Source organism: Pseudalgibacter alginicilyticus, assembly GCF_001310225.1.
Classification (GTDB): Bacteria; Bacteroidota; Bacteroidia; order Flavobacteriales; family Flavobacteriaceae; genus Pseudalgibacter; species Pseudalgibacter alginicilyticus.
Genome location: NZ_CP012898.1, coordinates 3,689,287 through 3,704,392 on the forward strand (window position 1 = coordinate 3,689,287; position 15,106 = coordinate 3,704,392).

The 15,106-nt window shown below is 32.2% G+C and carries 10 protein-coding genes; 2 read left to right on the plus strand and 8 right to left on the minus strand.

What is annotated here, in order from left to right; all coding sequences use genetic code 11:
• Positions 1-137 precede the first annotated feature (137 nt).
• From APS56_RS15420 to APS56_RS15440, 5 genes are all read right to left on the minus strand, one after another.
• Positions 138-1,961 (minus strand): DEAD/DEAH box helicase, encoded by a 1,824-nt coding sequence (locus tag APS56_RS15420; RefSeq protein ID WP_054730416.1) that lies wholly within the window; start codon positions 1,959-1,961, stop codon positions 138-140.
• Positions 1,962-2,542: 581 nt separating this feature from the next.
• Positions 2,543-4,246: an AIPR family protein gene (locus tag APS56_RS15425; protein WP_054730419.1), complete on the minus strand. Its 1,704-nt coding sequence runs from the start codon at positions 4,244-4,246 to the stop codon at positions 2,543-2,545.
• 224 nt (positions 4,247-4,470) lie between these two features.
• On the minus strand, positions 4,471-5,703 hold the full coding sequence (locus tag APS56_RS15430; protein WP_054730422.1) for a M48 family metallopeptidase: 1,233 nt from the start codon (positions 5,701-5,703) through the stop codon (positions 4,471-4,473).
• Between the two features lie 169 nt (positions 5,704-5,872).
• Entirely contained in the window at positions 5,873-6,694 is an 822-nt protein-coding gene (locus APS56_RS15435; RefSeq protein WP_054730425.1) for a TrmH family RNA methyltransferase, read from the minus strand.
• Positions 6,695-6,778: 84 nt separating this feature from the next.
• Positions 6,779-7,123 carry a hypothetical protein gene (locus APS56_RS15440; protein WP_054730429.1) on the minus strand — a complete coding sequence of 115 codons (345 nt, stop codon included), beginning with the start codon at positions 7,121-7,123 and terminating at the stop codon, positions 6,779-6,781.
• A 190-nt stretch (positions 7,124-7,313) separates the two neighbouring features.
• Here APS56_RS15440 and APS56_RS15445 point away from each other — a divergent pair, with 190 nt between their 5' ends.
• Positions 7,314-8,105 carry a DUF6503 family protein gene (locus APS56_RS15445; RefSeq protein WP_054730432.1) on the plus strand — a complete coding sequence of 264 codons (792 nt, stop codon included), beginning with the start codon at positions 7,314-7,316 and terminating at the stop codon, positions 8,103-8,105.
• Between the two features lie 46 nt (positions 8,106-8,151).
• On the opposite strand, the gene APS56_RS15450 is transcribed toward APS56_RS15445, so the two are convergent.
• The 3 genes from APS56_RS15450 to APS56_RS15460 form a co-directional block, all read right to left on the minus strand.
• Positions 8,152-9,426 (minus strand): amidohydrolase family protein, encoded by a 1,275-nt coding sequence (locus APS56_RS15450; protein ID WP_054731438.1) that lies wholly within the window; start codon positions 9,424-9,426, stop codon positions 8,152-8,154.
• A gap of 10 nt (positions 9,427-9,436) precedes the next feature.
• Positions 9,437-12,418 (minus strand): amidohydrolase family protein, encoded by a 2,982-nt coding sequence (locus tag APS56_RS15455; RefSeq protein ID WP_432416450.1) that lies wholly within the window; start codon positions 12,416-12,418, stop codon positions 9,437-9,439.
• A gap of 81 nt (positions 12,419-12,499) precedes the next feature.
• Positions 12,500-13,561, minus strand: coding sequence for a DUF3810 domain-containing protein (locus APS56_RS15460; RefSeq protein ID WP_054730439.1), 1,062 nt, complete (start codon positions 13,559-13,561; stop codon positions 12,500-12,502).
• Positions 13,562-13,640: 79 nt separating this feature from the next.
• Between APS56_RS15460 and APS56_RS15465 the strand changes: the two genes are divergently transcribed.
• Entirely contained in the window at positions 13,641-15,101 is a 1,461-nt protein-coding gene (locus tag APS56_RS15465) for an aminoacyl-histidine dipeptidase (RefSeq protein ID WP_054730442.1), read from the plus strand.
• Positions 15,102-15,106 lie beyond the last annotated feature (5 nt).

Below are 15,106 nucleotides of genomic sequence, written 5' to 3' on the forward strand. Positions count from 1 at the left end.
AAGCGTATTGTAATTTGGTAACCAAGTTAAGTATGTCGAAAATAATTTTGATTATCAATAAATTAAAATATTTCGATAGACTGAGTTTTACCTCTAATTACGCTTGTTTAGACAGCTTTATTAAAAACAATTATATATTAACGCCTTGAACGTCTTGGTCTGTCTGAAGCGACTGATTTTGGTTTAAAATCATCAGAACGACGCGGTTTTGAAGTACCTTCGCTTCTGCGTCTTTCACTTCTGTTTCCGTTTCCTGAACTAGATTTTCTGTCATCTCGTCTGCCTCCACTACGTTTTCCGCCATCACGTCTATTACCACCGCCACGTCTGTCATTACGTCTTCCACCGCCACCACGGTTTTCAGATACTTCAACATTTACAAATCGCCCTTCATGTTTAAAGTCTGTAAAAAAGGCTAACACTTTTTCTTTTAATTCATTTTCGGTATTAAAGAAAGAAAAACTGTCTTTTACTTCAACTTTAAAGATATCGTCTCTTCCTAAATCTAATACTTCTTTTAAAAAGTCTTTTAGTTTCATCCAGTCAAAGCCATCTTTTCCTCCAACGTTAATAAAATAGCGCGTAGAGTTTTTACTGCCTTTAAAATCACGCCCACCATCTCTATCAAACGAGCCTTCAGCAATATTTAGGTTTTTGGATTTTTGATAGTAATTAAAGAAACGCGTAAATTCTACAGAAAAGAATTTTTTAATCAATTCATCTTTATCTGTATCAGCAAATAACTCGTTAATACTGCTTAAATGTTTGTCAATTTCATGATTGATTTCAGTATTATGAATTTTGTTTGCAAGTGACATTAGTTGCACTTCGCAAATATCTGCACCATCCGGAATGTCTTTTTTATCAAACTGACGTTTAATAATACGCTCAATACTTTTTATTTTACGCACTTCACTTTTTGACACAATAACCATTGAAACTCCTGTTTTTCCTGCACGTCCGGTACGACCAGAACGGTGGGTGTAGGTTTCAATTTCGTCAGGTAATTGGTAATTTATAACATGCGTAATATCATCTACATCAATACCACGGGCAGCCACATCAGTTGCTACTAGCATTTGTATTTGGTTTTTTCTGAATGAATTCATTACCAAATCACGTTGGTTTTGACTTAAATCACCATGTAAAGCTCCTGCGCTATAACCATCTTCAATAAGGTTTTCTGCTACTTTTTGAGTATCGCGTTTGGTTCTACAAAATACAACCGAAAATATATCAGGATTTGCGTCAGCCAAACGTTTTAAAGCTTGGTAACGATCTCTGGAGTTTACTAAATAATATTCATGAGATACATTACTTGTACTTTCATTTTTGTTTCCCACAGTAATTTCCTGAGGATTTTCCATGAATTTTTTTGCAATGGTAGCCACTTCTTTTGGCATGGTTGCTGAAAATAACCAGGTACATTTATCTTCTGGAGAGTGTGATAAAATATCGGTTATATCTTCATAAAAACCCATATTAAGCATTTCATCAGCCTCATCTAATACAGCATATTCAATTTTGGAAATATCAACCAATTTGCGGCTAATCATATCTTTCATACGTCCTGGTGTTGCCACAATAATTTGGGCACCACGCTTAATTTCACGAGCTTGATCTGTAATGCTTGAACCACCATAAACGGCAACCACATTTAGGCCTTTACAATATTTACCATACAATTTCATTTCGTTGGTAATTTGCAAACAAAGCTCTCTAGTTGGTGATAAAATAAGCCCTTGCGTGGTACGGCTATCAATATTTATTTTTTGCAACATTGGGAAGCCAAAAGCAGCCGTTTTTCCCGTTCCTGTTTGGGCTAAAGCCACTAAATCAGTTTCGTCATTTAATAAAATGGGGATGGCTTTTTCCTGTACTTCACTTGGTTTTTCAAAACCTAAATCGGTAATGGCATGCAACAGGTCTTCATTAAGACCTAAATTTTGGAATGTGTTCATTCTTTGGTATAAGTATTCGATTATGTTATGTGGTGTTACATAAGAAGCGAATCGACATACTTAACCTTAAACTCCTAGTAACACATCCTCGCTCTGAGGAATTATTTCAAGCGGCAAAGGTAATCATTTATTTGTCATTAACTAAAATATGTGTATTTGTTTGATTTTGGGCGTTTTAACACGCTTTTTGCTGTATCTTTTTAAAACACTATGGCAAAAGTGGAACAACTGTCACCATCGGGTTAATGCTCGTTTTAAAATTAGGTTTATATCAATTAATTTTTAAAAAGGATGCCGCTTCAATCGTTAACGCACTTACCAGTCAACGTTATTGTGAGGAAGTACAATGTGGTAAGTAGTTAAATAATAATAACATACATCACGAGACTGCTTCCTGTCTCGCAATGACAAATCTGATTTACTTTGGTTTTTCTGATTTTAATTAATAGGAATTGTTTTTAGGAGAGGTTCGTTTAACGTGTTTGTGTATGATTAGTTGCGTGGTTGAGCACGTAAGTTATTAAATAATAACCGAATAGAAAATCCGTGAGGATTTTCGTAAGTAGTCGAAAACCAAGCAATTAATTATACACGGTGTTACCTGCAGTAATTTTTTCAATTATTAATTCTTTTAGTTCATTAACTAATTCTTTTCCTTTTGCAATTGCATTTGTTCCACCAAGTGAATCATACAAGACAAAAACATCTTCAATTGCTTCATTGCACTTTTTATCAGTTATGTTTTCCACTTCAATTTCAGAAATTTCTTTTGCTGTCGGTTTTTCTTTAATTGTAATAAGTGAAACTAAATACATAGCAATATGATATTTAATATCTCCTATTTGTGAAGTTGAAAAATTCAAACTAGACTCTTTCATTTTTAACTCAACTAATTTTTGAATTCTTATGCAATTAGCATAGGTTTCAATTGGGTATTTATTTGTAAATACTCTTGTGTAATCACTATCATTTTTTAAAAGTGAAGAAGGACGTGCTCTAGCATAATCAGGTTCTTGTAAAACCATTGCCATAATTGCTTGACCTAAATATGAAATGCTAATTATGCTGTTAATTGGTTTTCCGTTGTTTTTATAATAATTTTTACGTCTATCATAGAAGAAACCTTTTGTTAATAAGTAATCCTCTAAATCTCTGTGAATTTCTTCAGTAGCTCTCAATGAAGCTAAAGGAACTTTAGTTTGACTATTTGTCGCTCGAATAACTTTAAGTCTACTTTTTTCAGATTTTGTAGTTATTACGCGTATTAAAACATTTCTATTTTCCTCCCTTTCATAATTGATAGTAAAGTAATTATAAATTTCGAAAGAGGTCTGTAATCCATTTACAATTTGTGGGTCTTCGATAGTTAATGTTTTTCCAGAATATGTTGCTTTGTTGACCGTTATTGTTATACCATTATTTAACCACCAAAAATCTTCTTCAGCTGGGTTTTCTAACGTTTGCCTAATGCCTTTATTTACTTCAACAGTTCCTTGATAATCTCTAACATTTGCGTCAAAAAAATATTTTAATAACTTGCTATTTTCATTTGTTATGAAATCATAATATGATTTAATTGAAGCAATTGCAATATAACCTTCATCTGATGTTGAGATAGGGTTATCATTTAAAATTAGTTGTTTAACTCTCGTTTGTTCTTTTCTTGATATTTCTAATAAACGTTGCGCAGTTATAAATTCAAAAGTTAAGTCGGCATCTGAAAATAAATTAACTAAAGTTTCTTTGAGGAATTCAGTTTTTCTTTCGGTGTTTGGATGAACTTCAATTCCTTTGGTACAATAAAAATATTGAATTTTTAAAGTAGGAAATTTACTTATCAATTTTTTATATTGTTCCCTGAATATTTTTACATTTTTTATTAATTGACCATTGTAAACAGTTCTTAATGTATCAATGTCTTTTGATAAGTCAAATAGGTCTTTAGCTGATGAATTGCATTTTTCAATTGCAGTTTCTGAGAAACCATTTGTGAATTTAGATTGAATTATTATTAGCTCCAAAAGAGCATTTTTTTTAGTATCTATTAAATCATCAACTGATTGAATGAGTTCTCCGTTTACAAAAGTATAAATACCATCGATACCTCCATCTCCACCACCTTCTGTAGTTCCTTTTTCTATTTCCTCGTAGTTCAAATCATAGTCCTTAAGTATTTGCTCTGTTGAATATATATGAAAAAAGTCGTCTACTTTTATTTCTGGGTATAATTCAGCATTTTTTTGTTCAACTAATGTCTGAACTATTATTTGATGATTTGTTTTCATATTGTCGGTTTGTTCTTATTGCAGGTAACTATTAAGGATATGAAATCGTTTTAATGTTTTATATCCGACGTTAAACGAAGATAGTTGAAAATTATTACAAAGTCAATATGTAGTCCAAATAAAAAACCTCTTGTTTTGCACCATTATGCAATTTAAACAATACGGTTTCTCCTAAAGTTTAGCTTAGATGAGGTTGAAAAGTAAAAATAACAGAGGGTTTTAAATTACCTTTTTAAATTCTGTATGCGTTTTAACAATGTTGGATGCGAATAATGCATAAAAACATAGGCTGGATGTGGTGTTAAATTACTCAAACTATTTTTAGAGAGTTTTTTAAGCGAGCTAATCAAAGGTTCAGCTTTATAGGTGTTTTTTGCATAATCATCGGCTTGGTATTCAAATTTTCTTGAAAATAGGTTCATAATGAGTCCTGTAATTTCTGAAATAGGCGAGTAGAGCATTCCAAAAGCTATCAATCCAATATGAAAACTAGGAATTTCAACACCTATGGCATTTGATAATAAGGGATTAGAAATAAACAACGATAAAATATAAAGCGTTAATCCTGTTAATAAAATAGAGGCAAACAGGTTAAAAATAATATGCTTCTTTTTATAATGCCCCACTTCATGCGCTAAAACAGCCACAATTTCATCATCATCTAAATCATTAATCAAAGTATCGTAAAGCGTGACACGTTTTTCACTTCCAAAACCAGAAAAATATGCATTGGCTTTGGTGCTGCGTTTGGAGCCATCGATTACAAAAATTTTGTCTAATTTAAAACCGACGCTTGTAGCATATTCTGAAATTTTATCTCTTAAACTTCCTGCTTCTAATGGCGTTTGTTTATTAAATAGTGGTACAATTAATTTAGAATAAAACATATTCATAAACAACGTAAATACGGTAACCAGTCCCCAAGCATATAACCAAAAAGAGTTGCCCGTTATTTGATAAAACCAAATAATTAAAGCCAGAATACTACCGCCAACAGTAGCCATCATGAGCCAGCCTTTTACCTTGTCTAAAAAGAAAGTTTTAATGGTGGTTTTGTTAAAACCAAATTTTTCTTCAATAACAAAAGTACTATAATACGAAAAAGGTGTAGTTATAATATCGCTTCCAATCATAATAATGCCAAAGAATATTAAGGCAATTATAATGGGGTGGTCACTATAGCTTCTTGCTATATTATCAACAAACTCAAAGCCATCAAAAATTAAAAACCCTAAAGTTAGCAGGATAGAAAATGTGGAAGTGAGTAATCCAAATTTATAATTAGTCTTTTTATAGCGTTGCGATTTTTGGTAGTCTTCAGTATCATAAACATTTTGTAATTCTTCAGGAAGGGCATCATTAAAATGTTTAGCATTTAAAGCATCTAATATTTTGTCAATGATAAAATTGATAATAATTATGGCTATAATGATGAAAAAAAGAATGTTTGCTGTCATATTTAATATTTGTGGTGCTAAATTAAACTATTCTGTAACACTTAGTGTAGTTAAAGTGGATGATTGGTAAAGTATTAACAAGGAATTAATTGGTTTTTGTCAAGTATCATTTCTTATTTATTATGAAAATATAGTTTCGTTTTACAAACCTCTTGGTATATATTTACTTTTATTTAAAACCTCGCTGTCTTTTCGCTTCAAAAATAAGAATTCCTGCTGCAACGGATACATTCATTGAATCTATTTCACCTTGCATAGGTATAATAATATTTTTTGTAGCATGTGTACGCCACTCATTGCTCAAACCAGTTGCTTCTGTACCAACAACAATAGCAGTTGGTTTTGTAAAGTCTTGGGTATGATAGGCCACAGACTCTTGCAAAATAGCTGCATAAATATGAATGTTTTCCGACTTTAAGAATTGAATTATTTCGGTGGTATTTCCTGTTGTAATTTGATTTGTAAATATGCACCCCACACTAGAGCGGATAATATTAGGATTGTACAAATCTGTTTTGGGATTGGCAATAATAACAGCATCTACATTGGCAGCATCTGCAGTTCTTAAAATAGCACCAATATTTCCCGGTTTTTCAGGTGCTTCGGCAACTAAAATCAATGGGGTTTCAGTACTGAATTTTAAAGTATTTAAATGATGTGTTTTACTTTTTGCAATGGCTAAAACGCCTTCGGTAGTATCTCTATATGCTAATTTTTGATAGACCTCTTTGGATATTTCAATAATGTTGATTAGAGCTTCTGTGGAGCTGGTTTTTATTTTGGCTTTTAAATCGCTTAGCTGATATTCTGAAAATAATTCAGGATAATACAATACGGTTTCTAATTTGTAGCCTCCCTTAACGGCTAATGAAATTTCTCGAGCACCTTCAATTAAAAAAGTGCCGGTTTTTTTGCGTTCTCGCGACTTGTCTTTTAACTGTGCGAGTTGTTTGATAAAGGGGTTTTGTATGCTGGTAATTTGTTTGCTCATTATAAAAACAAAAGTAATTTAATTATAATCAATAATTAAATAGAACAATCATCAAAATATAATACGTTGTCAGTAAAATAAAGCTTATAGTGTAAAACCCTTAGGTCCGGCCATAACGGTTTCTCCAGGGATTTTATGCATAACATTTTGCAATTCTTTTTTTAAATCTATAGTAGGAAATTCTAAAAAAGAAAAGTTTTTATTTAGATTTTTAGGGCTTTTAACAAAATGTCTTTGACTCATTTTATCTAATTGATTTATGGAAAAAGGATTTACTTTTAAATTTGTTTTAAGTCCAGAAGGGGCTTTATTAATATATGGAATCAAACTTAAATAAGGGGGTAATTGTATACTGTCTGTTGCTTTAAAATTTTGAGCAGCAGTAGATAAACTTAAGGAAAAACAAAAAAACAAGAGTAAATACTTCATAAGTGACAAATCAAAAAAGTTAAGTTATAAAAATTAGTTTCTAATATTATTATTTTTAAGATATTTAACTAAAATAGGTGTTACTGGCTATGGTTTTATACTTAAAAGTTTCATAAAAATTAAATCCCTTTTTTTTATTGTAATGGTATTCAACTAACTTCGTCAAAGATAAAAACTTAAAACCTCACACATGAAAAAAATTATCCTTTTAACTTTAGCTATTTCAATATTTGCTTGTAAAAATAAAACAACAACAACAGTTGTTACAGAAGAAGAAAATATAAGTATAGCACCCAATAGATATCCAGAAAATTTAATAAAAATATTTGATGCTCATGGTGGTTTAGATACTTGGAAGTCTATGAAATCGTTAGAGTTTACCATGCCTAAAGAGAGTGGAAACGAAATAACTACAACAAATCTGCAAAGTAGAAAGTCGCTAATTGAAACTCCAAGCCATGCTTTAGGCTATAATGGAAAAGATGTATGGTTGCTTAATAAAGAAGACAAGCCTTATAAAGGAAAACCAAAGTTTTATTACAACCTTATGTTTTATTTTTATGCAATGCCTTTTATTTTGGCTGATGATGGTATTAATTACAAAGAAGCAGAACCTTTAGTGTTTGAAGGTAAAACCTACCCTGGTATTGGTATTTCTTATGATGCTGGTATTGGTGAGTCACCAGAAGATGAGTACGTTCTGTATTATAATCCAGAAACTTTTAAAATGGCGTGGTTGGGCTATACGGTTACTTTTTTTACTAATGAAAAAGCTAAAGAATTACATTTTAGACGTTATAGTGATTGGCAAGATGTAAACGGTTTATTATTGCCAAAAACAATGGTAAGTTATAACTATGAAAATAATTTGCCTACTACAGCTCGTGGTGAAAATGAATTTATAAACGTAAAAGTTTCTAAAGAAAAACCTGAGGATGCACTTTTTGATATTCCAGAAGAAGGTGCTGAAGTGATAGAGTAGTTGTAAAAAAATAAAAAAGCGAGTTTTTAACTCGCTTTTTTATTTTTTACTGATTATTATATTTTTCAGAGTATCGTTTCCATAATTCAGTTTGATGAGTTTCTAAACTTATTAGACGTCCATCAATAAAAGCGTGTGTAAGTAAATTTGTTCGCATATCTAAAGCGTCACCTTCTGAGATAAAAAGGGTAGCACTTTTCCCAACTTCTAAAGTGCCATACAAATCATTTATTCCTAAAATTTTAGCAGGATTAGACGTAATTAATTGCAAAGCTTGTTCTTTAGTCAAACCATGGGCAACAGTAGTTCCTGCATAAAAAGGCAAATTCCTGGAATTCATGCGTTCCATACGTCCTCCAGCTACTTGCAAAGCAACTAAAACACCGTTGTCTACTAATGGTTTAGCTACTTTCAATGGCAAATTGTAGTCATCATCAGTGTTTTCAGGTAAGCTAAGTGTACGGTTTAAAATAACAGAAACTTGGTTGTCTTTTAATTTATCAGCAACTTTATAAGCCTCTCGGCCCCCAACAATAACTAAATGTTTGATTTCATTTTGATTTGAAAAATTAATAGCATCGATAATGCTTTTTTCGTCATCTGCGTTTATATATAGTTTTTTTGTTCCATCAAATAAGCCTTTTAGGGCTTCATAGGGAAGATTTTTAACGGGTTGATTTTCTTTTAAATAGGCTTTTGCATTGTTAAAGTTATTGGTTATTTCAATAATTTGTTCAGCATATTTGCTATTTATCTGATTTCTGATAAAGGTATTTGGCCAATTCATATGTATACCGTCATCTACTTTAATTGCTGCATCTTCCCAATTCCATGCATCAAATTGAACAACAGAAGATGTTCCAGAAATACGCCCACCTCGTGGTGTAATTTGCCCTATCAAAACACCGTTTGGCCTCATAGATTCTACAATTTTAGATTCTGCATTATAGGCAATCAAACTTCTAATATGTGGGTTCCAGCTTCCAAACTCAGAGTCATCATCAGATGCTTTAACGGCATCTATTTCAACTAAACCAAGCGTTGAATTTGGAACAATAAAGCCTGGATAAATATGTTTTCCTTGAGCATTAATAATATTGCCAATACGTGCTATTTTAGTCATGGCACTACCAATAAAAGTAATTTTGCCGTCCTCAAACATGATAAGCGCGTTTTCAATTAGCTCTCCATTTCCTAAATGTGCCGTAGCTCCTTCAATAGAAATTGCTTTTGTTTGTTTTTTTGCAGGTGTTTGTTGGGCATGAATTGACACAAAAAGTAATAGGCATGCGAGTGTAATATATATATTGAATAATTTCATTTTTTTGGTTTTAGTTATGGTCATGATCTATATGGTCGCAATGCATTAATTCTTTTACTTTTTTCTTTATGGGTTGCGTTTTTAAACCTCTATTTTTTGCTTTGAGCATTTGATTTATTAATTCTGCTTTTTCTTTTTTAATTTCTTCTCGCATCATTGTATCGCGTTCTAAATCAAAGTATGTTGCTCCTTCAATAATTGTTTTTTCTGCTTTTGCGTAAATAGACATTGGGTGGTCTGACCATAATACAATATCAGCATCTTTGCCAACTTTAATGCTTCCTACACGATTATCAATATGAAGTAATTTAGCAGGGTTTAATGTTATAAATTGCCATGCTTCTTCTTCACTCATACCACCATATTTAATAGTTTTTCCAGCTTCTTGATTTAATCGTCGAGAGGTTTCGGCATCATCACTATTAATGGCTACAGTTACACCCGCATGATGCATTATTGATGCATTATAAGGTATGGCATCATTAACTTCAAATTTGTATGCCCACCAATCGCTAAAGGTAGAACCCCCAACGCCGTGTTCAGCCATTTTATCAGCTACTTTATAGCCTTCTAAAATATGAGTGAATGTATTAATCTTGAAGTTGAATTTTTCAGCAACTTTCATAAGCATATTTATTTCACTTTGTACGTAGGAGTGACAAGTAATAAAACGTTCTTTATTTAAAATTTCAGAAAGCACTTCCATTTCTAAGTCCTTTCTATATGGTTTACCACTTTTTTTTAACTTATCATATTCTTTTGCGCGTGTAAAATAATCTATGTATACTTGTTCAACCCCCATTCTTGATTGAGGAAAACGAACTCCGTTTGAGTACCTCGATTGTTTTACATTTTCTCCTAAAGCAAATTTGATAAACTTTGGTGAATTGTCATAGATATAATTATCTGCAGATTCGCCCCACTTTAATTTTACAATGGCAGATTGCCCACCAATAGGGTTTGCAGAACCATGTAATATTTGAATGGTTGTAACGCCACCAGCAAGGTCTCTGTAAACATTAATGTCTTCGGCATCAATAACATCTTCAATACTAACCTCGGCAGATGAATTTTGTCCATTTTCATTTACAGAATCTGTTCCAATATGAGAGTGTTCGTCAATTATTCCAGCCGTTAAATGTTTGCCTGTAGCGTCAATAATTTTAGCACTAGCATCCGAGATATTACTGCCAATTTTTGCTATTTTTCCATTTTTAATTAGTACATCCGTGTTTTTTAAAATACCTTCTTTTTCACTGGTCCAAACTGTTGCATTTTTAAAAAGTAGTGTTTCTTGCTTTGGAAGTGTTTTAAATCCATAAGCCATATTAGGATAGGTTATAGCTACAGATTCAGGGATAGATGTTGTGTTTTTCTCTGTGCTCATTTTGTCATCGATATCCTCTTTGGTTTCTTTATTAATTTTTTTAGCTAAAAAAGAGGTTTCGCTTCCGTTGGAAAAAACAGCTGTACCTACAAGAGATTTATCTTTTTCGGCGTAAGCACGTATTCTAATAAAACTTTGTGAAGTAGTATCTAATTCAGTCATTGTGATTTGTAGCCAAATATCATCATAACTAATTTTAGAACCCAAAGTTTTGTCATCACTCGTTATTTTAGATTTAAGTTTTCCTGTGTCACCTTGTATGGATAATTTGAAAGTTGCATCAGATAAGCTAAATTCATAATCACCTAAAATGTCTTTGGTATTCATAGTGGTGATTATATTTTGTTGTCCCTGAACCCAATTTTCATAGAGGATGGTTTTTTTGTCAAAAATATCACCATTAGTAATTAAAAAATTAGCAAAAGCTCCATTGTTTAAAGAGCCTATATTAGACGATTGACCTAACAATTTTGCAGGAATAACAGTAAGTGCTTCTAGGGCTTTTTCTTTAGAAAAACCGCTTTCAATAGCTTTAATTAATTTGTTTTTAAATTCACTTGGTGATTTTAATTCATGAGTTGTTAATGCAAAATTGATACCGTTTGCAGCTAAAATTTTAGGGTTGCTTGGTTCTTGATTCCAAGCTCTCATATCGCTTAATGATAATGAGTTTGTTAAAAAACTATTTTCAACATCATAAGCATCTCGAAAATTTATAGGAATTATAAAAGATGCATTTGTTTTTTTTATTTCAGCAATACGTTCGTATTCATCTCCTCCACCTAAAATTATATATTGAATGCCAAATTGATCCCCAATTTTATCGGCTCTTAAGGCATTCGTTTTACTGCCAGCGTCAAAAATTTGAACCAAGTCTTTATTTCTATTTAAAGCTTCTAAAGATAAATCTTTAGTTTTACTTAATCCTTTAGCATACCAATCAGCATCTAAGTATAGTTGTTTTAGTAGTGCTATGCGCCCCATGATGGATCCAGGGTATACCTGTCTTGATGCCAAACTTCGGCTGAGTGATAAATATTGTGCCGAATTTTGTTTAATAATACGTATTTCATTTCCATCTTTATTGTTTAATGCTACAAGTGTTCCTGTACCTCGGTGTATACCATCTTGAATATGTGTGTTAACCACGCCAAAACCAGCATTTAATAATTCTTTTGCTTTTTGTGAATCGAAATTGAATTTTGAAAAGGCTTCATTTTCAGGCATAATATGGTCATTCCAATAATAACCAGTTCTGCTGGCATCGTATTGTGATTGGGAACTACTTGGAGCTCGTTTTGGTTTTTCAACTCCAAAATCTGAGAATATATCTATAAACGATGGGTAAATACTTTTGCCATCTAAATTAAAAACGGTTGTGTTTTTGGGGATAGTTACTTCTGTGCCAGAATCAATTATTTTTCCGTCTTTAATCAATAAAGTTCCTTTTTCAATAATCTGAGTAGGTGTAACGAATATTTTTGCATTTGTAATTGCGGTGTAATTTGTGTTTGTAGTTTTTACACCATCATTTTTAGGGAAATACTCTTGGGCGTTAGTAGCTATTGAAAATAATAATACAATGAACCATACGTTTTTTTTCATCATAGGGATGTTGATTTTCGTTAAAAATATAGAAATTGATGTTTTGTTAAATAATTATTAACGTTTTTTAACTTTTTGTGATTATCTTTCATTAAAATAGTTAGTTAATAGTGCTACAACATAACTATAACTTTCCATTCCTTTACTTTGTTTGTTCGCTTTTAAAAAGTTACTATAAAATAATTTAAAGTAAGGTTCAGCAGGATTTTGATGGGCTTCCCAGAATGTACGCACTTCTTTATAGTTTTCTAAAATTCCGTAGTTAACTTTTTTTACGGTAATTTCATAAAGCGCTTCATCACGTTTGTAAATTTCATTTAAGCAAAAGCGTAATGCAAATGCATGACCAGCATATTCAAAGTAAATGTCAGGATGATTAATAGCAGCTAAGCATCCAATAAAATTAGCTTCATTTTCAGCAGCGTAACCCAATTGATGGGCCATTTCGTGCGAAGTTGTTGTGGGGAATTTATATGTCGGAATCAGAGCATCTACTTGGGCTTCATTAGTAAGTGGGTTTAAATAACCACTAAAACCCATATAAGTAAGAGGATAGCTAAATAATGATTTTTTTACACTTCTTGGATGGTATTCTAAATGCGGAAATTCTTTTTTTAATGCATCGTAGCCATCAGGTGCCATTTTTAATATGGTTTCTTTGTTGTAGGGTATATCAACTTTTAAACTGTCGTTTTTTGCTAATAAATGGTGTAATGAATTAGCTTTTGTTATCAGTTTTTCAGTTACAGAAACCAGTTGTTCTGTATTATAATCTGCTTCAAGCCCTAAATTAACATTGAGTGGTAATCGGTAATAATTCATCCCCCAAAACAAATGAAATGCAAAATAAACAATTGCCAAAGCACAGCATATGTCTATAAGCCAATTTTTAGTGTCTTTTAAAACTCGTTTTCTATTCGTATATAACCATCTTAAAATATAAATAATGGCAAAAGCATATACCAAATCTCCAAATGAAAATGGGATCCACCCCAGAACATACCTGAAAATTTTTGAAATATAAGGGTAAATTCCATTGCTATAATAGGTTTCAATAAATACAGGGAATTGCGCTAAATATTTAACTAATAAGTATTGAGGAATCAAGGAAAGCGCTATGATTATTTTTTTGTTTTTTAGCATGTTTCAAAAGTAATAAAATGTATCAACAATTTTTTAGACTTAACAGGTCTTATTACCTTTACAACTTATCTTTTAAATTATGAGCCAAGAAATAAGAAACCTTCAGCCACAACAATTATGGAACAAATTTGCCGACTTAAATGCGGTGCCTAGACCTTCAAAAAAAGAGGAGCGTGTTATAGCGTTTATGAAAGATTTTGGTAAAAGTTTAGGGTTGGAAACTATAGTAGATGAAGTAGGTAATGTTATTATAAAAAAACCTGCAACTGCAGGTATGGAAAATAGAATGGCCATAGTCATGCAATCGCATTTAGATATGGTGCATCAAAAAAATAATGATACTGTTTTTAATTTTGATACTCAAGGCATTGATATGTATGTGGATGGTGATTGGGTACGTGCTAAAGGCACAACGCTTGGTGCAGATAACGGTTTGGGTGTTGCTACTATTATGGCTATATTAGAAAGTAATGAGTTTCCGCATCCAGCTATAGAAGCTTTATTTACTATTGATGAAGAAACGGGAATGACGGGAGCTATGGGTTTGAAAAGCGGTTTGCTATCTGGGGGCATACTTTTAAATTTAGACACTGAAGAAGATGATGAAATTGGTGTAGGGTGTGCTGGAGGTATGGATATAACAGCAACAAGAGATTATAATGAAGAAGAAACACCCGAATTTAAAATAGGGTATGCTATTAGTGTTAAAGGGTTACAAGGTGGCCATTCTGGGATGCAAATTCATGAAGGTTTAGGGAATGCTAATAAAATAATGAATCGTTTGTTGTTTGATGGTTTTGAGAATTTTGGTTTGCGAATTTCAGAAATTGATGGTGGGAGTTTGCGTAATGCCATTCCACGAGAAAGTAAAGCTATTGTAGCTATTGATGCTATTCATGAAGATGCTTTTATTATGGAAATGGCTCAGGAATCTCAATACATAAAAAAAGAATTAAAAACTATGGAGCCTGATTTAGAGATTCACATCTCTAAAGTTGACTCTCCCGAAAAGATTATGGATTTAGGTGTTCAAGAAGGATTTACTAGAGCTATGTATGCCGCTATAAATGGTGTGTACCGAATGAGTGCTGATATTCCAGATTTGGTTGAAACCTCAAATAATATCGCGCGAGTTGTAGTTAAAGAAGGGTGCATTTATATTGGATGCTTAACGCGTTCTTCAGTAGAGAGTTCTAAAATAGATTTAGCGAATACACTTCGTGCCACTTTTGAACTTACTGGTTGTGAAGTAGAGTTTTCTGGCGATTACCCGGGTTGGACACCAAATATGCAATCACCTATTTTAAAAATAATGACCCAGATTTACGAAGATTTAAACGGAGAAAAACCACATGTGGCTGCTTGCCATGCAGGATTAGAATGTGGTATTCTTGGACAAAATTATCCTTACATGGATATGATAAGTTTTGGGCCAACTATAAAAGGTGCTCACTCTCCTGATGAACGTGCTCAAATTTCATCAGTTCAAAAATATTGGAAATTTGTGTTGGAGATTTTAAAGCAAATTCCTGAAAAGTAAAATTT